The following is a 22,754-nucleotide window of genomic DNA, read 5'->3' as shown; positions in this document are numbered from 1 at the left end:
CGGGCCCCGTACGCGTGAAGACGGCTGCAGAGCGACCGGTTACGACAGCGCCAGCCACGCCGCGCCCGCGATGACCAGGATCGCGACGATCACGCCGACGATGACGCCCACACGGGGGCCGGCCGACTGCTGCGGGGCCGGTGCGCGGCGACTGCCGGCCTCCGGGGTGCCGCCCTCGTCCACGAAGGCCCGGAACATCTGCGTGCTGCCCGCCGGGTCGTAGTTGCCGCCGGCCTGGTTCTGCGGGTTGGTCGCCATGGGGAAGGACCCTAGCGAACCGGGGGCGGAGGGGCACCCCTGGGGCGCGTATGCGGCTCCCGCGAAGGCGCCTACGGAGCGGGGTCGGGCCGCGTACGGCGCGTGGACGAGAGCGCGGGCGGGACGTCTGGGGGTGTCCCCCTACCGACCGTTATCGGCCAGGGCCTGCGGCCGTGCCGCCGACCTGCACCTTTGCGTGTCACGTCGCGCTCATTGACCAATCCCCGGCGCAGACTTTTCGTTCCCTTTACTTCAACCCTGGACGATTCGTTTGCCTTCAGCAACCAACCTTGCTTATGGTTGCCCCAAGCAACAAAAGATGTTGATGCGATGTGCGATGGATGCGTGGAGGAGCCGTGGCCGCCCACAGTCAGTACGAGGAACTGGCCAGGCAACTCAGCGCCATCGGTGCCGTCAAGCGCGAAATGGGGCGGATGCTGCCCCAGGAGTGCCCGCCCGCCTCGGCCGGGGTGCTCACCCTTCTCGACCGGCACGGCGAGATGCGGATGAGTCAGCTCGCCGAGCTGCTCGCCATCGACATGTCGGTGACCAGCCGGCATGTCGCCCACGCCGCCGAGCGCGGCTGGATCGAGCGGAAGCCCGATCCGGCGGACAAGCGGTCGCGGCTGCTGCGCCTGACCCCGAGCGGCACGGAGCTCCTGGAGGAGCTCGCCGAGCGCTACACCGCAACGCTCGCCCGGTACCTGGACGACTGGACCGACACCGACGTCGGACACCTCACCGAACTGCTCGCCAGGCTCCGCACGAGCTTCGGCGACTGCCGGACCCGGGCGCATCACGACTCCACCACCCGTACACCCGCAGGATGAAAAGGAACTACATGGCTACGACCACACCAGCCGGTGTGCGGGGCGGCCACGCCAAACACGGAGGCGGACACCACGCCTCCGACGGGGCCCCAATGACGCACCGTCAGATCATGGAGGCGCTGTCCGGGCTACTGCTCGGCATGTTCGTCGCCATTCTGTCGTCGACGATCGTCTCCAACGCGCTGCCCGAGATCATTCATGACCTCGACGGCGGGCAGAGCGCCTACACCTGGGTCGTCACCGCCTCGCTGCTCGCGATGACCGCGACCACCCCACTGTGGGGCAAGCTCTCCGACCTGTTCAGCAAGAAGCTGCTGGTGCAGTTCGCGCTGATCATCTATGTCGCGGGCTCGGTCGTGGCCGGTCTCTCGCAGAACACCGGCATGCTGATCGCCTGTCGTGTGGTGCAGGGCATAGGCGTGGGCGGCCTGTCCGCCCTGGCCCAGATCGTGATGGCCGCGATGATCTCGCCGCGGGAGCGCGGTCGTTACAGCGGCTACCTCGGCGCCACCTTCGCCGTCGCCACCGTCGGCGGCCCGCTGCTCGGCGGTGTCATCACCGACACCGACTGGCTCGGCTGGCGCTGGTGCTTCTACGTCGGTGTGCCGTTCGCGGTCATCGCGCTGATCGTGCTGCAGAAGACCCTGAAGCTGCCGGTCGTCAAGCGGGTAGGTGTCAAGGTCGACTGGGCGGGCGCCTTCTTCATCAGCGCGGCGGTCTCACTGCTGCTGGTGTGGGTGACGCTGGCCGGCGACAAGTACGACTGGTGGTCGTGGCAGACCGCGGCGATGGTCGGCGGCTCGGTGCTGCTCGGCTTGATCTTCGTCTTCGTCGAGTCCAAGGCCAAGGAACCGATCATCCCGTTGCGGCTGTTCCGCAACAAGACGATCACCCTGGCCTCGCTGGCCTCGCTCTTCGTCGGTGTCGCGATGTTCTCCGGCACCGTCTTCTTCAGCCAGTACTTCCAGCTGGCGCGCGACAAGTCGCCGACGATGTCCGGTGTGATGACGATCCCGATGATCGGCGGGCTGTTCATCTCCTCGACCGTCTCGGGCCAGATCATCACCAAGACCGGCCGCTGGAAGGCCTGGCTGGTCGCCGGTGGTGTGCTGTTGACCGCGGGTCTCGGCCTGCTGGGCACCATCCGCTACGACACCGAGTACTGGCACATCGCGATCTTCATGGCCCTGATGGGTCTGGGCATCGGCATGATGATGCAGAACCTGGTGCTCGCCACGCAGAACCAGGTGGCGCCCGAGGACCTCGGTTCCGCCTCGTCCGTCGTGACCTTCTTCCGCTCCCTCGGTGGTGCGGTGGGCGTCTCGGCCCTCGGTGCGGTGCTCGCCAACCGCGTCACCCACTACGTCAAGGACGGACTGGCCGACCTCGGCCCGAAGGCCGCCAAGGCCGCCGCCCACGGAGCCGGCAAAAGCGGCGGCATCCCGGACCTGGACGCCCTCCCGGCGCCGCTGCGCACCGTCATGGAGAGCGCCTACGGCCACGGAGTCGGCGATGTGTTCCTCTACGCGGCGCCCTGCGCGCTGCTCGCCTTCCTCTTCACCCTGTTCATCAAGGAGGTCGCGTTGAAGACGCGTGGCGGACTGTCCCAGAGCGCGGAGGCCGCGGCCACCCCGTCGGCCACCCCGTCGGAGGTCGTCCCGGACCTCGCCGCCGCCCCGGCGCCGGTCGAGGAGCGGGAGCCCGCCCTGGTGGGCGCCCCGTCGGTGGCCAACGACGACGACATGCACACGCCCTCGTGGGCGCAGCCGGCCGCGGCGACGCTCACCCAGCCGCTGGCGGCGTACGCCTCGGCCGGCGGCGGTGACGCCGGCCCGACCGGTTCCGCGATCCACGGCTTCGTCCGCAATGCGGAAGGCAGCCCCGTACCGCGCTCCGCGGTGACGCTGATCTCGCTCAGCGGGCGTCAGCTGGGCCGCGCGGTCGCCCATGCCAACGGCTCGTATGTGCTCGACGCCCCCGGCGCCGGCTCGTACGTGCTGATCGCCGCGGCCGACGGCCACCAGCCGCAGGCGTCCACGGTCGTCGTCGGCGACCAGCCGTACGGCTACGACATCCTGCTCAGCGGCACCAGCGGCCTCGGCGGCCAGGTCCGCAGCGCGGCCACCGGCGCGCCGGTCGACGGTGCGATGGTCGTCGTCACCGACGTCCGCGGAGAGGTGCTGGCCACCGGAAAGACCGGCGCCGAGGGCCACTTCGCCTTCGACGAGCTGGCTCCCGGGACCTTCACCGTCGCCGTGAACGCCGCGAACCACCGCCCGGCCGCACTGCCGGTCGAGATAGGCGGCCAGGGCACGACCCGGATCGAGATCGAGCTGCTGTCCGGCGCACGGGTGCAGGGCATCGTGCGGGCCGGCGGTCCGCACGGACCCCGCCCGCTGCCCGACGCACGGGTCACCCTGGTGGACGCGGCGGGCAATGTCGTGGCCACCTCGACGACCGGGGAGGACGGCGCGTACGCCTTCACCGACCTGGACGCCGGCGACTACACGGTCATCGCGAGCGGCTACCCGCCGGTCGCCACCGGCCTTGCGGTCGGTGCCCACGGGGTCGACGGCTACGACGTCGAGCTCGCCCACCCCGGGGACTGAAACACCCCGGGCCCGGGGATCCACCCCGGGAGCAATACCCCGGACCGGGGCGCGCGTTGAGCGGAGACGCGCCCCGGGCCGGACCCCAGGGCTCCGGCGGCGGCGCTGCGCACAGGCAGGGGACGGCCTGCACGCCGCCGTCCGGAGCCCGACACTCCCCAAGCTCTCGGCATCGCCGGAGCAGGGGGGACCCCACCAGGCAGGAAACAGGAGAGGCAATGACTTCGACGGGCGCGGGAGCTGCGGGACTGAGGGCCCAGGTCCGCACACGGGACGGCTGGGCGGTCCAGCACGCCGTACTGACCGTCACCGATATGACGGGCGCGCAGGTGCTGCGCGCGGCGGCGGACGACGAGGGCACCATCCGCAGCGCGGAGCCGCTGCCCGCCGGCCCGTACACGGTCATCGTGACGGCGGTCGGCTACGCACCGGTCGCCTCCAGCTCGATCGTGACGGCGAGCGGCCGGATGGACGTCGGCAGTGTCGTCCTGGCGCGGCAGGGCGGGGCCGAGCTGCCGCCGCCCGGTGTCTGGACCATCGACCCGATGCACTCGACGGTGGCCGCGGTCGCCCAGCACCTGGGGATCTCCAGCGTGCACGGCCGGTTCACCGAGTTCAGCGGCCGGATCGAGATCGCCGAGGACCTCGGCGCTTCACGGGTCGAGGCGGCCATCAAGGCCACGTCCATCGACACCGGCAACGGTATGCGCGACGGACATCTGCGCTCCGAGGACTTCCTGAACGTGGAGGAGTTCCCGGAGATCACCTACCGCAGCTCGGGCCTGTCGCCGGCCGGCCCCGACCGCTGGACGGTGCACGGCGAGCTGTCGCTGCACGGTGTCGTACGCCCGGTGGACCTTGATCTGAGCTACCTCGGCACCGGCCCCGACCCCTGGGGCGGGGTGCGGGCCGCGTTCCGCGCCACCGCGGAGCTGCGCCGCGAGGAGTTCAAGATGAACTACAACCAGGTCGTGGCGGCCGGTATCGCGGCGATCGGCACCACCCTGAAGGTCGAACTGGACATCCAGGCGGTGCAGGGGGACAGCCTGCCGATGGGGTGACGGCCCCGGCACACCCAGGTATGCGGGAGAAGGCCCCGGGCTGCGAGCCCGGGGCCTTCTCCCGTCAGCCCTCCGGCCGGTCCCGCATCGCCTCGATCCCCGCGATCTGCAGATCGAGGGCGAACGCGAAGTCCCGGTCCAGCATTTCCACGGCGCTGCGGCCCTGGCGGACGTGGTCGGCCCGGGTGGACGGCTCCAGCATCTCGGCGAACTCCGGGCGGTCCGAGAGCGCGGCGACGACCTGCTCGAAGTAGTCGTCGAGACTCATGCCCACGGCCCGGCAGCGGGCCTCGTGCGTGGCCCGGATCGTCGAGAAGCCGTAGACGAAGTGGAAGAGGGACGCCAGCGCGCCGGACGTGGTGTCAGCGGCCAGGCCGCTGCGTCGCATCACCCGCTGGGTGGCGTTGGAGAAGGCCGTCGAATGCGGGCCGATGTTGAGGAACTCACCCAGCAGCCGGGCCGCCCAGGAGTGGCTCAACAGCATGTCGCGGTAGCCGACGGCGAGCGTGCGCAGCTGGTCGCGCCAGTCGCCGCCGGTGTCCGACTCGTCGGGCAGGGTCATCTCGCCGGCCACCGCGTCGACGGCCAGTTCCAGCAGGTCGTCCTTGGTGTCGACGTACCAGTAGACGGACATCGCGGTGACGCCGAGCTCGGCGGCGAGCCTGCGCATCGAGAACTTCGACAGGCCCTCGGCGTCCAGCAGCCGGACCGTCGCCGCGACGATCTTGTCGAGGTCGAGCCCGGCCGGCTGCTCCGCCTTCCGTTTGAGCGGGGGCCGTTCGGTCAGCCAGACGCTGTTCGGCCGCTTCCCGGCGCGGTCGTCCGTCGCTGCCATGGCGCCCCTCCCTGTCCTGAGCGTCTTCGACGTCGTGGGTGCCGTCGTCGAGGTCGGCGTCGGTGTCGTCATCGGTGACGGCACGTACGGGGTGTCATACGTGCCGCCGGTACGCGCCGTTCACGATCACGTACCGAGCCGATGCTATTCCGCCGCGGCGGCGGCCGGTTGCGCACCGGAAGGTGACGCGAGCTGCTCCGCGTCCCGTCCGGTACGCTCCGCCCGGCGCAGCAGCACGGCGGCGAGCAGCCCGCCGAGGAACACGGCGGCCGCGCCGACCAGCTGGCTGGTGCCGATGCCGGCGGCGAAGGCGTCGTGGACGGCGGTCCGTTCGGCGCCCGTACGGGTCCGGGCGAGCGCCGCGGGCAGCGACCCGGCGCCCGCGGCGACCAGCGGAAGCAGCGCCACGAAGCGGGAGTTGAGGACCGCGCCGAGGACGGCGACGCCGAGCCCCTGGCCGAATTCCATCAGGGTGCCGTTGACGCCGGCACCCACTCCGGCCTTGGCCGGCGGGATCGCGGACATGATGGCGTTGGCCATCGTCGGCATGGCGAACGCGATGCCGACGCCCATCACGACCAGGCCGCCCAGCATGCCGCCGTAGCCGGCGCCGCTCAGCAGAGAGATCGCGGCGAGGCCCGCCGCGAGCAGCGACATCCCCGAAACGATCATTCCGGGGGTGCCGAACCGGGGGATCAGACGGGCACCCAGACCGGTGAAGTTGATCAGGATGACCGTGACGGCGAGCGGCGCCATCCGCAGCCCCGCGTCCAACGGGCCGTAACCGAGGACCAGTTGGAGATGCTGGGTGAGCAGGAACATCGAGCCGCCCATCCCGAAGGCGACGAGGATGCCGCCCGAGACGGCGCCGATGAACCGGCGGTTGCGGAAGAAGTGCATGTCCAGCATCGGATACGGGACGCGCAGCTCCCACAGCGCGAAGACGGCGAGCCCGACGGCACCGACGGCCGCGGAGATCAGCACCCGGCCGGACAGCCAGCCGTACATGGGCCCGGAGATGATCGCGAAGACCACTCCGACCATGCCGATCATGGACAGCAGGGCACCCAGCAGGTCCGGCCGTTCACCGCCGCGGCTCCTGGACTCGGGGACGAGGACGACGACGGCCGCCAGCGCCATGGCGGCGACGGGGAGGTTGACCAGGAACAGCGAGCCCCACCAGAAGTGGTCGAGCAGCGAGCCGCCGATCAGCGGGCCGGCGGCGAAGCCGAGGGAGTTGACCGAGCTCCAGATGCCGATGGCCCGGGGGCGCTCCTCGTCGTCGAAGATCTGCATGACGACGGCGAGGGTGGTGGTCACCAGCAGGGCCCCGCCGATGCCCATGCCGGCGCGTGCGGCGATGAGCCGGCCCGGTGACTGGGCCAGGGCGGCGCCGAGCGAGGCGACGCCGAACAGTGCCAGCCCGACGACCAGCATCTTCTTGCGTCCGTACCGGTCGGCGGAGTTGCCCGCGGTGAGCAGCAGACCGGACTGGACCAGCGAATACGCGTTGATCATCCACTGGACGTCGGCGGTGGTCGCGCCCAGCTCCTCGGTGAGGGAGGGGATGGCGACGTTCAGGACGGTGTTGTCGAGGATGACCGTCAGCTGGGCGAGGCAGATGACGGCGAGGATCAGCCAGCGGGCGGCGGGCCGGCCCGGCGGCTGGAGAGGGGCGGCGGTGGCGTCGGAGGCCACGGAGGACATACAGGCTCCCTGTACGGTGCGAGCGGTGACTTACACCGTACAGGGAGTGCTATACGCCGTACATTTCGTTTTCGGCCGTACGGGGGGAGCCGGATGACGTGGCCCGGGGAGCGGGGCGTGGGCCGGGGAGCGGGGCATGAGCCCGGGAGCGGGCCGCTGCTGCGGCCGGGCCGCCCGGGGCAGGCCTTCCGACTCATGCCCTCGGAGTCAGCTCCCGGGTCACGCCTTCCGGGTCCCGGTCGGGCCTTCCGGGTCCCGGTCAGGCCTTCCGGGTCAGGTCGTAGAAGGTGGCACTGCCGACGGTGACCTTCCGGAAGGTTTTCTCCACCCAGGAAGTGATCTTCGACGAGCCGCCGCCCCGGCCGCCGCCAGGGCCGCCCTTCCCACCACCGGGACCGCCCTGCCCGCCCGCGATGAAGTAGTGGATCTTTCCGTCCGCGACCTCCTTCTTGAACTGGCCGAGGGTCGGCGACGGGTCACTCCCGTTGAAGCCGCCGATCGCCATCACCGGCTTCTCGGTGGCGAGTTGGTAGCTCGCCGCATTCTGCGAGGCGATCGCCGCGGCGGCCCAGGTGTAGTCCCCTGCATCCTTCTCCAGCAGCGCCTTGGCCTGGGTGCTCACCTTGCTGCCGTTGAGCAGACCGCCCATGCCGCCCACCCGCCCGGCGCCACGCTCACCGAAGCCGCCCATGCCGCCGGGGAAGCCCCGCCGACCGCCTTGGTTCCGGCCACCGGCGCCCTGCCCCGGGAACCGGCCCGGGTTGGCGGCCTGGCTGTTGCCCTGCTTGGCGCCCTGGTTGTTGCCCTGGGGTCCGCCCTGGCCCTGGCCCGGGCCGCCCGGCATGCCGCCGTTGTTGCCACGCCACACCCCGGGCCGCCCGCCACCGGGGAAGCGGCCGCCGGGCCCGCCCATGCCGCCTCGCACCGTGGGGCCGGCGGTGATGATCGACCCGCTCTTGGGCGTGTTGACCGTTTGGAGCGTGTACGCGACCGGACCGGCCAGCGCCGTTGCCACCCCGAGCCCGGCCGCCAGCACCGCGAGGCGTCGGCCCGTCCGCAGCGGGGAGCGTTCCGGCGCTCCGCCCCGTGCCTGCTCCCCGTCCCGCGCCGCCTGCTCCTCGTTCCGCGCCGACGCTCCCGCCCGTACCGGCAGCAGCAGCCCCAGCGCCGACAGCAGACCGAGGGCCACCACCGTCCAGCGCAGCCACGGCAGCCAGTCCGGCGACCGGTTCAGCAGCACGTACGACCATCCGGCGGTCACTGCGACCGTCACGGCCGGCACGAGCGAGGCGGCCCGCCCGCCGCGCCGCCACAACAGCGTCGCGCCCATCCCGACCAGCGCCGCGATATACGGGGCCAGCGCGATGTTGTAGTACTGGTGGAAGATCCCGGACATGAAGCTGAAGGTCGTGAAGGTCATCAGCAGCGCGCCGCCCCACACCAGGAACTCCGCCCGCTGACCGGCCTGTTCGGCATCGGTCGCGCGCCGGGCCCGCCACAGCACCCACACGCTCGCGACCAGCAGGATCAGCGCCGCAGGCAGCAGCCAGGAGATCTGCCCGCCCATGTCGGACGAGAACAGCCGGGTGACCCCGGTCTCCCCCCATCCGCCACCGCCACCGCCACCGGGACGGCCACCGCCCCCGCCGACACTGCCGGTCTCATTGCCGCTGATCCGCCCGAAGCCGTTGTAGCCGAAGGTCAACTCCAGGAAGCTGTTGTGCTGCGAGCCGCCGATGTACGGGCGCGAGGACGCCGGCCACAGCTCGACGACCGCCACCCACCAGCCACCGGACACCACGATCGCCAGCCCCGCGAGCAGCAGCTGCCCGAACCGCCGGCGCAGCGCCACCGGCCCGCACCAGACATAGATCACCGCGAGCGCCGGCAGGATCAGCCACGCCTGCAGCGTCTTGGTGAGAAAGCCCAGGCCGAAGCAGACCCCGGCCAGCACCAGCCACTTCGTACGGCCGTCCTCAAGCGCCCGCAGGACGGCGGCGATCGCACAGACCATCAGGAGACACAGCAGCGCATCGGGGTTGTTGAACCGGAACATCAGCGCCGCGACCGGCGTCACGGCCAGCGCCCCGCCGGCCAGCAGCCCCGCCCCCGCACCGAACCGCCGCCGTACCGCCCCGTAGAGCACCCCGACCGTCGCCACACCCATCAGCGCCTCGGGCACCAGGATCGCCCACGAGCTGAGCCCGAAGAGCCGTACGGACAGCGCCATCGGCCACAGCGCGGCCGGCGGCTTGTCGACGGTGATGGAGTTCGCCGCGTCGGAGGAACCGAAGAAGAACGCCTTCCAGCTCTCGCTGCCGGCTTGCACCGCGGCCGAGTAGAACTGGTTGGCATAACCGGAGGAGGACAGGCTCCAGAGGTAGAGCGCGGCCGTGACCAGCAACAACGCCAGCAGCGCGGGCCGCGCCCAGCGCGGATCGGAGGCGGGCTCCGGCGCCGCCCCGGGAGCGGCGACCGATGCCGGCGCTCGTCCGCGCGAGGTGAGCGGGGGCCGATACGACGGCTGGGCCGGCGTGGCGGACGGGGGCGGGGTCATCGAACGCTCCTGGTCAGGTCGTGGTGGTCGGGCGTGGTGGGCTGCTGCGGTGCGCCGGCGTCGTCGCGCCGCTCACGGTCCGGGAAGACCCAGGCGCGGAAGAGCAGGAACCGCAGCACCGTCGCCGCGAGGTTGGCGGCCACCAGCACCGCGAGTTCGGTGCCGTGCGAGGAGTCGCCGCCGGCGGCGTCGAGGGCGGCCAGGGAGCCGCTGGTCAGCGCCAGCCCGATGGCGAAGACCACCAGCCCCTGGGCCTGGTGCCGGACCGCCCGGTCCCGGCCCCGCACCCCGAAGGTCAGCCGCCGGTTGGCCGCCGTATTGGCCAGGGCGGACACCAACAGCGCTGCCGCATTGGCGAGTTGGGGCCCCACCCCGAGCCGGAAGAGGGAGTAGAGGCCGAGATAGAGCAGGGTGCTGAGCCCGCCGACGACACAGAAGCCGACGAGCTGACGGGCCAGGCCGCCGGGCACCCCGGACAGCTCACGGTCGCGCGGGTCGTCCCCGAACGGCCGGGCGAGCCGGTCCAGCGGCAGCGCGCCGGTCGCCAGCGCCCGCCCCACCCGCCATACGCCCTTGAGGTCGTCGGTGGCCGTCCGCACCAGCTGCACGGTGCTGTCGGGGTCGTCGACCCAGTCCACCGGCACCTCGTGGATCCGCAGCCCGGCCCGCTCCGCGAGCACCAGCATCTCGGTGTCGAAGAACCATCCGGTGTCCTCGATCATCGGCAGCAGCCGCGCGGCGACATCGCCGCGGAGGGCCTTGAACCCGCACTGTGCATCGGAGAAGCGTGCGGAGAGCGAGCCGCGCAGGATGAGGTTGTACATACGCGAGATGAACTCCCGCTTCGGGCCGCGCACCACCCGCGCACTGCGGCTGAGCCGGGAGCCGATCGCCAGGTCCGAATGCCCGGAGATCAGCGGGGCGACCAGCGGCAGCAGCGCGTTGAGGTCGGTGGACAGATCGACGTCCATGTAGGCCAGCACCGGCGCCTCGGAGAGCGACCACACGGTGCGCAGCGCCCGCCCGCGCCCCTTCTGCTCCAGCCGTACCGCCGTGACCTCGTCGATCGCGTCGTCGAGCACGGCGGCGACCTCCGGCGTACGGTCCGTGCTCGCGTTGTCGGCGATGGTGATGCGGAAGCCGTACGGGAAGGTGCGGGCGAGGTGCTCGTGCAGCCGCCGCACACACGGTTCGAGATCGCGCTCCTCGTTGTAGACGGGGATCACCACATCGAGGACGGTCGCGATCTGACCGAGCCGCAGATGCTCGCGCGGTGGCAGGGAGCCCAGCGGGGTGCGGGGCGGCTGTGTCGTTGTCATGGGGACGACATTCGCCAACCGCGCTGTCATGGCCGTGTGCTGAGGCTGTGTTCTGGCTGTGAGGGGAGTACCTGCGGTCCCGCGGCCGGTCCGTAGCGTCCCTTGGGCGGTGCCTGGCCCCTCCCGTGGGCGGTACCTGGCCTCCTCCCTTGGGCGGTGCCTAGCCTCCAGGCGCCGGTGCCTGAGAGGCGGCCACCGCCGCCGTCGGCAGGGTCACCGTGAAGACCGTCCGCCCCGGCACACTGCCGACCCCGACCGTGCCACCGTGCGCGGCAACCACCGCCTGCACGATGGCGAGGCCGAGCCCCGTGCTCCCGGCGGCACGCGAACGCGAGGCGTCACCCCGCGCGAACCGCTCGAAGACATGCGGGAGGAGAGCGGCCGGAATGCCGGGCCCGTCGTCCTCCACCTCCAACTGGACGACGTCGCGACGCCCGGCAGTACGGCCGGCAGTGCGCACCCGCGCGGTCACCGTGGTCCCCTCGGGCGTATGCGTACGGGCATTGGCCAGCAGATTCACCAAGATCTGGTGCAGCCGCCCGCCGTCGCCGCACACCAATGCCGGCTCATCGGGCAGCTCCAGCCGCCACCGGTGACCGGGCCCCGCCACTCGCGCATCGCTCACCGCATCCACCACCAGCGGCGACAGATCCGTGCTCTCGTACGAGAGCGGGCGCCCGGAATCGAGCCGGGCGAGCAGCAACAGGTCCTCCACCAGCCCCGTCATCCGCTCCGCCTCCGACTCGATCCGCCCCAGGGCGTGCCGGGTCTCCGGCCCTGGCTGCTCCCGTCCACGCCGGGTCAGCTCGGCATAGCCCCGGATCGAGGCGAGCGGCGTCCGCAGCTCATGGCTGGCGTCGGCGACAAACCGCCGCACCCGCATCTCGCTCTCCTGACGGGCCGAGAGCGCCGAGCCGACATGCCCCAGCATCCGGTTCAGCGCCGCACCGACCTGCCCCACTTCCGTACGGCCGTCCGACTCGGACACCGGCACCCGGACATGCAGCGCCACCTCGCCCTGGTGCAGCGGGAGTTCGGAGACCCGGGTGGCGGTGGCGGCGACCCGGCGCAGGGGCCGCAGGGCGATGCCGACCATGGTGGAACCGGCGATGCCGGCCGCGATCAGCCCGGCGACCGTCACACACTCCTCGATGACCACCAGTTGGCTGACCGTGTCCTGCACCTTGCCGAGCGGCAGACCGAGCGCCAGCGAGCCGTCCCTGGCGGACATCACCCGGTAGTCACCGAGCCCCGGCAGGTCGGCGGTGTGCGGGTTGCCGTCCCGCGGCACCGTGTTCAGCGCCGCGACCTGCACCTCGGACAGCGGCGCCAGCCGATCCCCGGGCAGCCGGTTGGTCGAGTTGTTCAGCCTGGCGCCGTCCTTGGCCATGCCGTCGGGTCCGAACAGCGCCCCCACCGTCTCCAGGGGCTGACCGCCCATCGCCACGAAGTCCAGGGTCCGCGTACGCCGGGGATCATGCGGCCGCGGGCCGCCCTGGGCATGGTTCACGGAATCCCGCAGCTGGTGGTCCAGCTGCCCTTGCAGATAGGAGTGCAGCGCAATGGTCGTCACCGTGCCGATCACGGCCCCGACGACAGCGATCAGCGCAACCGCCGACACGACGAGCCGGGTCCGGAGCGACCAGCGGCGGCGGGGAGTGGGGGTTGGAGTGGCGGGGCCTGTGGGGGGTGTCGAGGGTACGGGGGGTGCCGGGGCGGATGCCGGGGCTGCGGTGGCCGGGCCTGCGGGAGTGGCCTGGGTGGCCGGGGTGGCCGGGGTACCAGGACCGGCCGGTCCGGTGGCCGAGGTGCGAGGCACCGGCCTACCCACCCGGCTTGATGAGGTAGCCCGCGCCGCGCCGGGTGTGAATCATCGGCGCCCGCCCCGCGTCGATCTTCCGCCGCAGATACGAGATATACAGCTCCACGACGTTGGCCTGGCCGCCGAAGTCATAGCTCCAGACCCGGTCGAGGATCTGGGTCTTGCTCAGCACCCGCCGCGGGTTGCGCATCAGATAGCGCAGCAACTCGAACTCGGTGGCGGTCAGATGGATCTCCTGGCCGTCCCGCCAGACCTCATGGCTGTCCTCGTCGAGCACCAGATCGCCCACGGTCAGCCGCGACTCGCTCCGCGCGGCGGCCGCCCCCGCCCGGCGCAGCAGCCCCCGCAGCCTGGCCACCACCTCTTCCAGGCTGAACGGCTTGGTGACATAGTCGTCGCCGCCCGCCGTCAGCCCGGCGATCCGGTCCTCGACCGCGTCCTTGGCGGTCAGGAACAGCACCGGCACATCCGGCAGTTCCCGCCGCAACCGTCCGAGCACCGTCAGCCCGTCCATGTCCGGCAGCATCACATCGAGCAGCACCGCATCGGGCCGCCAACTACGGGCGCAGCGCAGCGCTCCCGCGCCGTCCCCTTCCGCGCGGATGTCCCACCCTTCGTAGCGCAGGGCGAGCGACAGCAGATCCGCGAGCGAGGACTCGTCGTCCACGACCAGCACCCGCACGGGGCTGCCGTCGGGCCGCAACAGCTCCGGCTGCTTTCCGGGCGCGCCCCTGGAGGACGAGGCCGAAGCCGGCATACGAAACGACGCTGAGGACGACGAAGTCACGGTCATGCCCGTGATCCTGACCCGCCCCCCTGAGAGCTCCCTTGCGCCTTCCTGTGAATCTCCTGAGAATTCCCCGTGCTTGGTCCCGCGCCCGGGGGCCGCGGCCTCCCCTCGCGGGCTTCGCCCCCCTCCCCCGGGCCCCCTGCCCACCCCCTCACCCCACCCCTCACCGGCCGCCGTTGGCCCCCGCCAACCCCCTGCCGGCCCCCGTTCGAGCCCCACCCGGCCCCGGCTCCCCGGCCCTTGACCGACCTGGGCCGCCCCCCGCGCGGTCCAGGTCGATCACCACTCCTTAAGCATCGCACCTGCCACTGACAATCGCTCTGACCAGCACTTTCACCGCCATACGGAAAGCCCGCGGGGTGCTCCGGCAACCGGCCGCCGCGCCCCTCTCCTCCCTCCGCCCGCACCGCCCCATCCCGTGCGGCGTACCGCGTATACCGTCACCCCATGAGACTCCTCGCCCTCTCCGGCAGTCTGCGTGCGCGCTCCTCCAACGGCGCGGTGCTGCGCTCCGCTCTCGCCTTCTGGGACGGCCCGACCGCCACCGCGGACATCGGCACGCTCCCGCACTTCAACCCCGACCTGGACGGCGAGGACGCCACACCCCCCGCCCCGGTAGCCGCCCTGCGCACCGCGGTCGCGACGGCCGACGCCCTGCTCGTCGTCAGCCCCGAGTACGCGCACGGTGTCCCCGGTGTCCTGAAGAACGCCCTCGACTGGCTGGTCAGCAGCGGCGAATGCGTCACCAAGCCGATCGCGGTGATCACCGCATCGCCGTTCCCGACCGGCGGCGACCACGCCAACGCCCAGCTCCGCGAGACCCTGCGCATGATGACCGGCGAGGTCGTCACGGCCGCCTGCCGCGAAATCCCCGCCATCGGCCCGAAGATCGATCCCACTACGGATCGCGTGACGGACGAGGCCACCCTGTCCGATCTGCGCGCGGCCCTGTCTCATCTGGCCGCAGCCGCCGCCCCCCTCACGTCCGAACGGCCCTGAACGCGCTGAACCTCTGAACTGCGCGCCCCACGCCCGGACGGCCCTGACCGCGCCGAACTGCGCCCCACTCACGCCCAGAAGGCCCTCAGCACCCAGCACTCCGCCGCTTACCTCCCCTGGACGAAGCGGCCGCCGGCCCCGCCCCGACTCGCGGCTCACACCCCGAACAACCGCGCCGCATTCCCGTAACAGACCCCCCGCAACCACTCCTCGCCCAGCTCCAGGCGGGCAACCGCCTCCAGCGCATGCGCGTACCCATACGGGATGTTGGGGAAGTCGCTGCCGAACAGCACCCGGTCGCCGAGGTCCGTGAGCCGGCCGCGTTCCGCCCGCGGGAAGGGCGCGGTCCGCTCGGAGAAGTCCGTGAAGGCCATCGTCGTATCGAGGTGCACGCCCGGATAGCGCTGCGCAAGGTCCAGGAAGTCGACGTACTCCGGCATCCCCATGTGCGCGATGATCAGTCGCAGCCGGGGATGGCGGGCCAGCAGCCGCCCGATCGGCTCGGGCCCGGTGTGTTTGCCCGGCGCCGGACCCGACCCGCAGTGGATGACCACCGGCGCCCCCGCCTCCGCGAGGGCACCCCACACGGGGTCGAGCAGCGCATCGGCCGGGTCGTACCCGCCCACCTGCACATGCGCCTTGAAGACCCGTGCCCCGCCCTCCAGTTCGGCACGCACGTATGCCGCAGCGCCGTCCTCCGGGAAGAATGTCGCGGTCCGCAGACAGTCGGGCGTCCGGGAGGCGAAGTCGGCCGCCCAGCCGTTCAGCCACTGCGCCATCCCCGACTTGTGCGGATAGACCATCGACGTGAAGGCCCGCACGCCGAAGCCACGCAGCACCGCCAGCCGCTCGTCCTCCTCGAACCGGTACGCGATCGGCCACGCCCGCCCCACCAGCGGCCCGGCCGCGTCGAAGTACGCCCAGACCTTCGCCATCACCCGCTCGGGCATGAAGTGCGTATGCACATCGATCAGCCCCGGCAGCCCCAACTCCCGCCAGAATGCGCCGACCCGCTCATCACCATCCGCCACGCCAGGCCCTCTCCTTACGTCCTTTACATCCCTTACGTCCCTTACGGCTCCGACCAATCCGGTACCGCTCACCACGACCGCATCCGCGACGCCCTACCCTGCGCAAGCCGACACAACGCGCTCAGCCGCCACCACGCACTCAGCCAGCGCAACGCACTCAGCCACCGCACCGTGCTCAGCCCACCGGACCCGCGATCTACCTGCACATGGCATCTAAACGCCCCGACCCGGCCCGGAACAACCCCCTCAACCGCTTCCCCGGCGAGCCCCGCAAGCCCCACCCGCCACCGGGCCCGCGCCCTCTCCCCCCACGAGCCCACTCGATCCGGACCCCGCCCCCAGCCGAACTACCCCTCTCAGAACAACCCTTCCTGGCGCCCCTTCTCCCTCTCCTCCCCCGCCCGCTCCCCCGCCCCCGGCACCGCGTCCCGCACCGGCACCGTCGTCACCCGCCCCACAGCCGCCCCCAGCACCCACCCGGACAACACCCGCGCATCCATCACCACAACCACCCCACCGGACCCGCCCGTCCCACCGGCTCGGCCCTTCCCAGCAGCGGCCCCGGCCGCTCCTCCCCCTTCCCCGCCCCCCGCCAACCGCAGATACACATCGGACCCCACCCCGGTCAGCACCTCCCCCACGATCTCCGCCCCGGACGTCATCCCGCCCAGCTCAGCCACCGCCCCCGGAATACGGTCGAGCCCGAACAGCTCCGTATGGTCCGCACAGGCGAACTCCACCGGCCGCAACGCCTCCGGCCAGCCCGGCAACTCCCGGGCCGCCGCATGTAGTTGAGCCAGCTCCGCGGCCCGGTCCGGCACCGGGGGCAGCGCCCCACGAGCCGTCCGTTTCGCCGCCTTCGCCAACCGGTCGGGTACCGCCAGCGCGCTCCCCAGCAGCGCCTCCGCCCGCCGCGCCGCCATCAAGGGCCCGCGCCCCAGCCATGCGTACGCCACCGCCCCCTGCTCCACCAGCCGGGCCGGGCCGCGCTCGACGGCCGTGATCCCCACCTTGAGCAGGCCGGGGCCGAAGTACGCGAGGTAGACGCCGTACGGGCGCGGATCATCGGCCATGGTGTCCGCAGCCACCGAACGCGACCGGTCCAGCTGGGCGCACCGCGCGCACTGGTCCTTGGCACTCGCACCGTCGAGCTCCGCACCGTACGGACACACGATCCAGCGGCCGGCCCGCCGCACGCCCAGACAGCGCCGCTCCCCCTGCGCGGCGAACGCCAGCACCTTGCCCGCGGGGAGCATGCTCACCCGCTCCTCGCCCCGCTCGGCGCAGTACCAGCCGAGCCGCTGCCCGAACCGCCCCGCCGGCTCCGGCCCGCCGCCTGACCAGCGCGGTCCCATACATCGCCACACACCGCCAGCGTACGACCACCCACTGACAACGCCGCCCGCACGCAAGTCCCCGTCCGGCCTCGGACCGACGCCCCCCACAACGCCCCGCAGCACCCCCCAGCGCCCACCGCCCAGCAGCACCTCGGCACCCCGGCACCCCACACGCACCGTCCCCACCCCCGCACCCAGCCCCCGGCCTCACCCCGCACCAGACCTCACGCCACCAGCCCGCCGTCACCCCCACTCCCCGGCCCCCGGAACGTGCTCCGATAGGCCCGCGGCGACACCCCCAGCGCCGACTGCAGATGCATCCGCAGCGAGGCCGCCGTCCCGAAGCCCGCCTCCGCCGCGATCCGGTCCACCGTCAGCTCCGTCTCCTCCAGCAACTGCCGGGCGCGCTCGATCCGTTGCTGCGTCAGCCACTGCAGCGGCGAGATCCCGACCTCCTCCCGGAACCGCCGGGTGAAGGTCCGTACGCTCATCGACTCCCGCGCCGCCAGCTCCCGCAGGCTGAGCGGCCGGTCCAGATGTTCCAGCGCCCAGGCCCTCGCCACCCCCGTGGAGGACACCTGCGGCTCCGGCACCGGCCGCCGGATGTACTGCGCCTGCCCGCCCTCCCGGTGCGGCGGCACGACCGTCCGCCGCGCCACGTCGTTGGCCACCGCCGCCCCGTGATCGCACCGGACCATGTGCAGACACAGATCGATCCCGGAGGCGACCCCCGCCGCGGTCAGCACATCGCCCTCGTCCGTGTACAACACATCCGCATCCAGCTCGACGGCCGGGTACAACAGGCGGAAGTCGTCCACCGACCGCCAGTGCGTGGTCGCCCGCCGCCCGTCCAGCAGCCCGGCCGCGGCCAGCACGAACGCCCCCGTACAGATCGACGCGATCCGGGTCCCGGGCCGTATCCGGCCCAGCGCTGCGGCCATCGCCGGATTCAGCCGCCCGGTGCCCCGCCCCTCCCCCCGTCCGTAGTCCGTCCCGGACGCCGGCACGACCACGGTGTCGGCCGCCGCCAGCGCCTCCGGCCCGTGCGCGACATTCACCGTGAAATCCGTGTCCGTACGCACCTCACCCGGCTCCAGCGCACAGGTCACCAGCTCGTACAGCCGCTCCCCGTCCGCCGACCGGGCCTCCCCGAAGATCCGGTGCACGATTCCCACCTCGATCGGCAGCATCCCGTCCCGCACCAGCACCACCACCCGGTGCGGCCGCCCGCCCCCCGGAACCGCCGGCACATGCCCACCACCACTACCGCTGCCGCTCTCCACCACACTCATGGCCCGATCCTTACACATCATGACCATCGGGCCACTCGATCTCGCCCACCGCTCCCGGGACAGTGGAGGACATGAAGGTCCTCTGGCTGTTCGCCCACCCCGACCAGCGCTCCCTGAGCGGCGCCCTCAAGGCCGAGGGACTGCGCACCCTCGACGCCCACGGCCACGAGTACCGCGTCTCCGACCTGTACGCCATGAAGTGGAACCCGGTGGTCGATGCCGCCGACTACGACCACGACCCGGCCGACCGCCTGCTCATCGGGGCGGCCTCGGAGTGCGCCTACTCGGCCGGTCACTTGGCCCCCGACATCCGCGCCGAACAGCAGAAACTCGCCTGGGCCGACACCTTGATCGTCCAGTTCCCCCTGTGGTGGTACGGCATGCCGGCCATCCTCAAGGGCTGGTTCGACCGCGTCTTCGTCAAGGGCTTCGCCTTCGGCATCACCGACCCCGCCACCGGCCGCCCCCAGCGCTACGGCGACGGCAAACTCACCGGCAAGCGCGCCATGGTCATCACCACCGCCGGCGCCCGCGCCGCCACCCTCGGCCCGCGCGGCGTCAACGGAGACCTCAACGACCTCCTCTTCCCCCTCCAGCACGGCACCCTCTGGTACACCGGGATCTCCGTCGTCCCGCCCCTCCTGATCCCCGGCGCGGACCGCACCACCCCCACCGCCTACGCGACCGCCGCCACCCGCCTGCGCGAGCGCCTGCACACCCTCCCCACCACCGAGCCGCTGCCCTTCCGCCACCAGAACGACGGTGACTACGACGACGACCTGCTCCTCCGCCCCCACCTGGCCCGCCCCCACACCGGCCCGGCCGCCCACTACACGGCCCCGCCGCCACCGGTCCACGACTGACCCGCAGGCACCCGCACGCACAAAAGCCGCAGGCCCAGTGGAATGGAATCCACTGGGCCTGCGGCTTTTCAGTAGCGGGGACAGGATTTGAACCTGCGACCTCTGGGTTATGAGCCCAGCGAGCTACCGAGCTGCTCCACCCCGCGTCGATGAACTGAACATTACGCCACTCCCCCACCAATGCCTAATCGTTTCCCTCACCGCCACCCCACACCCACACCACCCCCTCTCAACTCACCTTCACAGCCAGCCGGTTGACGCACTCCGCACCCACACCTGCCCTCCCTCGCGCAACGCTGCCGCCGAACCGACCCAGGTGACCGCCGGCCACGTCCGCAACCAACTCACCGGGCTCAAGCCGGACAATCTACCCCATATGCCCCACACCCCCTCGACGGGGACTCCGCCCCACTTCGGGCCCGACCCATGCCCTGCCCGCCAACCGGACAGACCCTCGATGGAGCCTGGAGCCGTACTCCGCATCGCCCCGGCTCGACGTCTCCCAAGGCTGCGCGAAGGTCGGGGCAACGTCCCCGGGCGGCCGGCGGCGTCAACGGCTGAGCAGCCACAACTGACGCGCGCCGTGGGCTGGTCCAGTTGGTCACGTCGGCTTCTCCGCCCCCGCAGCGACGTACGGGCGCTGCAGGAACGGGCTCCTGGGCCACACCGCACACCCGTCACTCGCCCTTGGCCGTACCCGAAGGCGGCTCGGCACAACCGGCGGCACTCACACGAGGTCCGCACAAGCCCGGACAAGCCCTCCGAAGCGAGGGGCGGTACCGGCTGACCCGGTTGCCGTACTTCACCGCTCTACAGCACGACAAAGCCCCCGCCCGGATTACCCGGCGGGGGCTTTGACCTGCTGTGCGCTCGGCAGGATTCGAACCTGCAACCTTCTGATCCGTAGTCAGATGCTCTATCCGTTAAGCTACGAGCGCTTGGCTTTCCGGCGGTTTTTCTTGCCGGTCGGCGTTGCGGGAACAACATTACATGACCTGCGGCGTGAGGCGAAATCCATTACTCGCAGCACTTCTGACCTGCGAAAACGCGCTTCTGGCGGGGTTTGGGAAGCTACTGGGGCCAGGGGGAGTCCTCGATGATCCGGACGAAGTTCGGGCGGGTGTAGTCCTCTTCGAAGCGGTCCAGGACGTCGGCCTTCACATTGCCGAAAGTGGTCTGGGGACGGTGGGCCAGGCCGGCGTGGAAGGCGCGGAGGATGCGGCGTTTGAAGTCGGGGCGTGGGTGGGCGGCGACGACGGCCTCGCGGGTTTCCGCGGGGAGGGTGTCGTAGCCGATGCCGAGGACGTCGAGTTCGACGCCGGCTGTGACGAGGGCCACTTCCGGGGCCATGTGGTGCGGGATTTCCGGGGTGGTGTGCAGGGCGATGCCCTCCCAGACCAGGCGGGCGCGGTCCGCGGGGATGCCGCGGGCGGCCAGGAAGGCGCGGGCCTCGTCGGCGCCGTCGAGCTCGAAGCGCTGCTGGGAGGTGCGGAACTTCTCGGTGAGACCGAGGTCGTGGAAGAGGGCTCCTACGTAGAGCAGCTCCGGGTCGAAGTCCAGGTCGTGCCGGTGGCCGTGGTGGGCGCCGAAGAGGTAGACGCGGCGGGAGTGGTGGTAGATCAGGTCATCGGTGACATCGCGGATCAGCTCGGTCGCCTCCCGGGCGAGTTTGCTGTCGGGGACGGGGATGCCGCCGATGGCGGAACCGGCGTCCGACGAGGGCGAGCGGTCTTGAGGTGCCATGGGTCCAGGGTGGCGTGGGCGGTCGGATTCCGCCCGGTGCGCGGGGGCCGGTTGGCCGCGGATGTGGACAGTGGACGGTGGGGAGCGGTGGTGAGGGCCACGCGGTCGGCGTGTGGTGGCGGCGGGGGAGAGAACGGGCGCGGCGGCCCGTAGGGGACGGTCATGGCGGATCCAGGACGGCCGGCGGGGGCGGGGGTCGGGCCCGGGGGGACGCAGCAGCCGTCGGGCGGCGCGACAGCAGCACCTCGGTCCGGGGGAACGCTGCGGCACCTCGGGCGGAGGACGCAGCAGCCGTCGGGCGGGGACCACAGCAGCTCGTCGGGCGGGGAACGCAGCGGCACCTCGGGCGGGAGGCGCAGCGTAGATCGCCCCGTGCGGGTAGCTCCGGCGCCGTGCACGGAAGAGACCGCCTCGCGTCCGTACAGGAGACCGCCTCGCGGCCATACGCAGGAGATCGCCTCGCGTCCGTACGGAGGGGATTGCTTTGCGGGCGTGGAGAGAAGATCGCTGCGGAGGCGGGTAAAAGCGTGCAGGCCCCGGTCGGTGAGGACCGGGGCCTGAACGAAGAAGAGCGGAGGCGGAGGGATTTGAACCCTCGATGGGGGGTAAGCCCCAAACCGCATTAGCAGTGCGGCGCCATAGACCGGACTAGGCGACGCCTCCACACACCCCACGCGCGCAGGCACGCTGTGGTGTGTCCAGATGATGGCACAGCTCCCAGGGCTGTCACCAATCGCCCCCTACGGTACTAGGCGCGCGGGCCACCCGGCAAAGACGTTCCTGCAGCGCAACGTCGGGGGCGGCGGCGCGTTAGAGGTGTCGGGGCCGTGGCGACTCGCGTCGTCGTGCGCCCCCGGCGTGTACGTACCGCGTACCGCCCCGCACTCGCCTCTCTGGAGCCTGTGATGCCGCACCGCCGGACGTCATCCCTCTTCGCCGCGGCCGCCAGCGCCGCCACCTCGGCCGTGACCCGCCTGACCGCCACCACGGCCGCCGCGGGCCGCGTCTCCACCATCGCCGCCGTGTCCGTCGTCTCCGTCACCGCGGCGCTGGCCCTGGCGGCGCCCGCCGCGTCGGCCGCGCCGATCCCGCTGCCGTACCACTGGTCCGGGGACGGCATCATCGGCGCGGGTCACCACCCGACCGCCGATCACCACGGCCTCACCGGCCACGGCACACCCGTTGATCACGGCACGCCCGTCGGTCACGGCACACCCGTCGATCACGGCACACCCGTCGGTCGCGTCACGCCCGTCGATCACGACGCACGTGTCGACCACGGCACACCGGTTCGCGACCACGCGCCTACCGATCACCTCACCGTCACCGTCCACCACTCGGGCTCGGCGGCCGCCAACGGCACCTTCGAGCTGTACTGCCACCCGGGCGGCGGCAACCACCGTCACGTCAAGCGCGCCTGCGACAAGCTGGACGGGATGACGAAGTGGGGCAAAGACCCGTTCGCTCCCGTACCGCAGGGCGTGAACTGCACGATGATGTACGGCGGCCCGGCCACCGCGCATGTCACCGGAACCTGGGCGGGGCGTCCCGTCAACGCAGATTTCCGGCGCACCAATGGGTGTGAGATCAGCCGCTGGAGCCGCTTCGAACCCCTGCTCCCATCGACCCGTTCATGACCCGGTTCGTGCCGTAGTAGCGCGCCAGGTCAGGACGAGGGGCACATGTCGGGCGTGCGGTGAG

At 71.7% G+C, this 22,754-nt stretch carries 17 protein-coding genes and 3 tRNA genes; 6 read left to right on the top strand and 14 right to left on the bottom strand.

Annotated features, from left to right (window positions below):
* Window positions 1-39 precede the first annotated feature (39 nt).
* A complete protein-coding gene (locus ACWGI6_RS01375; RefSeq protein WP_393904168.1) occupies window positions 40-258 on the bottom strand; it encodes a hypothetical protein in 219 nt (72 codons plus the stop codon).
* Between the two features lie 356 nt (window positions 259-614).
* Here ACWGI6_RS01375 and ACWGI6_RS01370 point away from each other — a divergent pair, with 356 nt between their 5' ends.
* From ACWGI6_RS01370 to ACWGI6_RS01360, 3 genes are all read left to right on the top strand, one after another.
* Window positions 615-1,088, top strand: coding sequence for a MarR family winged helix-turn-helix transcriptional regulator (locus ACWGI6_RS01370; RefSeq protein WP_380933690.1), 474 nt, complete (start codon window positions 615-617; stop codon window positions 1,086-1,088).
* A gap of 11 nt (window positions 1,089-1,099) precedes the next feature.
* The gene (locus ACWGI6_RS01365) at window positions 1,100-3,697 is read left to right on the top strand and encodes an MFS transporter (RefSeq protein ID WP_453265590.1); all 2,598 of its coding nucleotides are present in this window, start codon (window positions 1,100-1,102) and stop codon (window positions 3,695-3,697) included.
* Window positions 3,698-3,915: 218 nt separating this feature from the next.
* Window positions 3,916-4,758 carry a YceI family protein gene (locus tag ACWGI6_RS01360; RefSeq protein WP_453265589.1) on the top strand — a complete coding sequence of 281 codons (843 nt, stop codon included), beginning with the start codon at window positions 3,916-3,918 and terminating at the stop codon, window positions 4,756-4,758.
* A 64-nt stretch (window positions 4,759-4,822) separates the two neighbouring features.
* On the opposite strand, the gene ACWGI6_RS01355 is transcribed toward ACWGI6_RS01360, so the two are convergent.
* The 6 genes from ACWGI6_RS01355 to ACWGI6_RS01330 all read right to left on the bottom strand — a co-directional run bounded on the left by ACWGI6_RS01355 (window position 4,823) and on the right by ACWGI6_RS01330 (window position 13,755).
* Window positions 4,823-5,593 carry a TetR/AcrR family transcriptional regulator gene (locus ACWGI6_RS01355; protein WP_453265588.1) on the bottom strand — a complete coding sequence of 257 codons (771 nt, stop codon included), beginning with the start codon at window positions 5,591-5,593 and terminating at the stop codon, window positions 4,823-4,825.
* Window positions 5,594-5,737: 144 nt separating this feature from the next.
* The gene (locus tag ACWGI6_RS01350; protein WP_453265587.1) at window positions 5,738-7,300 is read right to left on the bottom strand and encodes an MFS transporter; all 1,563 of its coding nucleotides are present in this window, start codon (window positions 7,298-7,300) and stop codon (window positions 5,738-5,740) included.
* Window positions 7,301-7,559: 259 nt separating this feature from the next.
* The gene (locus ACWGI6_RS01345) at window positions 7,560-9,857 is read right to left on the bottom strand and encodes an ArnT family glycosyltransferase (protein ID WP_453265586.1); all 2,298 of its coding nucleotides are present in this window, start codon (window positions 9,855-9,857) and stop codon (window positions 7,560-7,562) included.
* Window positions 9,854-11,176: a glycosyltransferase gene (locus ACWGI6_RS01340; protein ID WP_453265585.1), complete on the bottom strand. Its 1,323-nt coding sequence runs from the start codon at window positions 11,174-11,176 to the stop codon at window positions 9,854-9,856. Before ACWGI6_RS01340 ends, ACWGI6_RS01345 begins: the two co-directional genes overlap by 4 nt.
* Before the next feature lie 160 nt (window positions 11,177-11,336).
* Window positions 11,337-12,797 carry a sensor histidine kinase gene (locus ACWGI6_RS01335; protein ID WP_453265584.1) on the bottom strand — a complete coding sequence of 487 codons (1,461 nt, stop codon included), beginning with the start codon at window positions 12,795-12,797 and terminating at the stop codon, window positions 11,337-11,339.
* Between the two features lie 202 nt (window positions 12,798-12,999).
* Window positions 13,000-13,755, bottom strand: a complete 756-nt coding sequence (locus ACWGI6_RS01330; protein WP_393904358.1) for a response regulator transcription factor — start codon at window positions 13,753-13,755, stop codon at window positions 13,000-13,002.
* Between the two features lie 480 nt (window positions 13,756-14,235).
* Between ACWGI6_RS01330 and ACWGI6_RS01325 the strand changes: the two genes are divergently transcribed.
* Window positions 14,236-14,787 carry an NADPH-dependent FMN reductase gene (locus tag ACWGI6_RS01325; protein WP_453265583.1) on the top strand — a complete coding sequence of 184 codons (552 nt, stop codon included), beginning with the start codon at window positions 14,236-14,238 and terminating at the stop codon, window positions 14,785-14,787.
* Window positions 14,788-14,942: 155 nt separating this feature from the next.
* Here the strand turns inward: ACWGI6_RS01325 and ACWGI6_RS01320 are convergent, their stop codons facing one another.
* From ACWGI6_RS01320 to ACWGI6_RS01310, 3 genes are all read right to left on the bottom strand, one after another.
* Window positions 14,943-15,818, bottom strand: coding sequence for an amidohydrolase family protein (locus ACWGI6_RS01320; RefSeq protein ID WP_453265582.1), 876 nt, complete (start codon window positions 15,816-15,818; stop codon window positions 14,943-14,945).
* Between the two features lie 356 nt (window positions 15,819-16,174).
* On the bottom strand, window positions 16,175-17,080 hold the full coding sequence (locus ACWGI6_RS01315) for a DUF2797 domain-containing protein (protein ID WP_453265737.1): 906 nt from the start codon (window positions 17,078-17,080) through the stop codon (window positions 16,175-16,177).
* Between the two features lie 299 nt (window positions 17,081-17,379).
* On the bottom strand, window positions 17,380-18,447 hold the full coding sequence (locus ACWGI6_RS01310; RefSeq protein WP_453265581.1) for a GlxA family transcriptional regulator: 1,068 nt from the start codon (window positions 18,445-18,447) through the stop codon (window positions 17,380-17,382).
* Window positions 18,448-18,518: 71 nt separating this feature from the next.
* Here ACWGI6_RS01310 and ACWGI6_RS01305 point away from each other — a divergent pair, with 71 nt between their 5' ends.
* A complete protein-coding gene (locus tag ACWGI6_RS01305; RefSeq protein WP_453265580.1) occupies window positions 18,519-19,310 on the top strand; it encodes an NAD(P)H-dependent oxidoreductase in 792 nt (263 codons plus the stop codon).
* Between the two features lie 72 nt (window positions 19,311-19,382).
* Here the strand turns inward: ACWGI6_RS01305 and ACWGI6_RS01300 are convergent.
* From ACWGI6_RS01300 to ACWGI6_RS01285, 4 genes are all read right to left on the bottom strand, one after another.
* A tRNA-Met gene (locus tag ACWGI6_RS01300) sits at window positions 19,383-19,456 on the bottom strand.
* Window positions 19,457-20,175: 719 nt separating this feature from the next.
* A tRNA-Arg gene (locus ACWGI6_RS01295) sits at window positions 20,176-20,248 on the bottom strand.
* A gap of 133 nt (window positions 20,249-20,381) precedes the next feature.
* The gene (locus ACWGI6_RS01290) at window positions 20,382-21,053 is read right to left on the bottom strand and encodes an HD domain-containing protein (RefSeq protein WP_453265579.1); all 672 of its coding nucleotides are present in this window, start codon (window positions 21,051-21,053) and stop codon (window positions 20,382-20,384) included.
* 572 nt (window positions 21,054-21,625) lie between these two features.
* Window positions 21,626-21,716 (bottom strand) — tRNA-Ser (locus ACWGI6_RS01285).
* Between the two features lie 164 nt (window positions 21,717-21,880).
* On the opposite strand from ACWGI6_RS01285, the gene ACWGI6_RS01280 reads away from it, so the two are divergent.
* Complete coding sequence (locus ACWGI6_RS01280) at window positions 21,881-22,690, top strand: SSI family serine proteinase inhibitor (protein WP_453265578.1); 810 nt, start codon at window positions 21,881-21,883, stop codon at window positions 22,688-22,690.
* Window positions 22,691-22,754: the final 64 nt, after the last annotated feature.

It is taken from the genome of Streptomyces sp. NPDC054786 (assembly GCF_053611685.1).
This window is presented reverse-complemented; position numbering and strand designations above follow the sequence as displayed.

Excerpts from the sequence above, each read along its gene's own strand:
- ACWGI6_RS01305 (WP_453265580.1), top strand. The coding sequence starts at position 18,519 with ATGAAGGTCCTCTGGCTGTTCGCCCACCCCGACCAGCGCTCCCTGAGC.
- ACWGI6_RS01290 (WP_453265579.1), bottom strand. The coding sequence starts at position 21,053 with ATGGCACCTCAAGACCGCTCGCCCTCGTCGGACGCCGGTTCCGCCATC.
- ACWGI6_RS01360 (WP_453265589.1), top strand. The coding sequence starts at position 3,916 with ATGACTTCGACGGGCGCGGGAGCTGCGGGACTGAGGGCCCAGGTCCGC.
- ACWGI6_RS01350 (WP_453265587.1), bottom strand. The coding sequence starts at position 7,300 with ATGTCCTCCGTGGCCTCCGACGCCACCGCCGCCCCTCTCCAGCCGCCG.
- ACWGI6_RS01330 (WP_393904358.1), bottom strand. The coding sequence starts at position 13,755 with ATGCCGGCTTCGGCCTCGTCCTCCAGGGGCGCGCCCGGAAAGCAGCCG.
- ACWGI6_RS01365 (WP_453265590.1), top strand. The coding sequence starts at position 1,100 with ATGGCTACGACCACACCAGCCGGTGTGCGGGGCGGCCACGCCAAACAC.
- ACWGI6_RS01375 (WP_393904168.1), bottom strand. The coding sequence starts at position 258 with ATGGCGACCAACCCGCAGAACCAGGCCGGCGGCAACTACGACCCGGCG.
- ACWGI6_RS01345 (WP_453265586.1), bottom strand. The coding sequence starts at position 9,857 with ATGACCCCGCCCCCGTCCGCCACGCCGGCCCAGCCGTCGTATCGGCCC.
- ACWGI6_RS01325 (WP_453265583.1), top strand. The coding sequence starts at position 14,236 with ATGAGACTCCTCGCCCTCTCCGGCAGTCTGCGTGCGCGCTCCTCCAAC.
- ACWGI6_RS01355 (WP_453265588.1), bottom strand. The coding sequence starts at position 5,593 with ATGGCAGCGACGGACGACCGCGCCGGGAAGCGGCCGAACAGCGTCTGG.
- ACWGI6_RS01310 (WP_453265581.1), bottom strand. The coding sequence starts at position 18,447 with ATGAGTGTGGTGGAGAGCGGCAGCGGTAGTGGTGGTGGGCATGTGCCG.
- ACWGI6_RS01340 (WP_453265585.1), bottom strand. The coding sequence starts at position 11,176 with ATGACAACGACACAGCCGCCCCGCACCCCGCTGGGCTCCCTGCCACCG.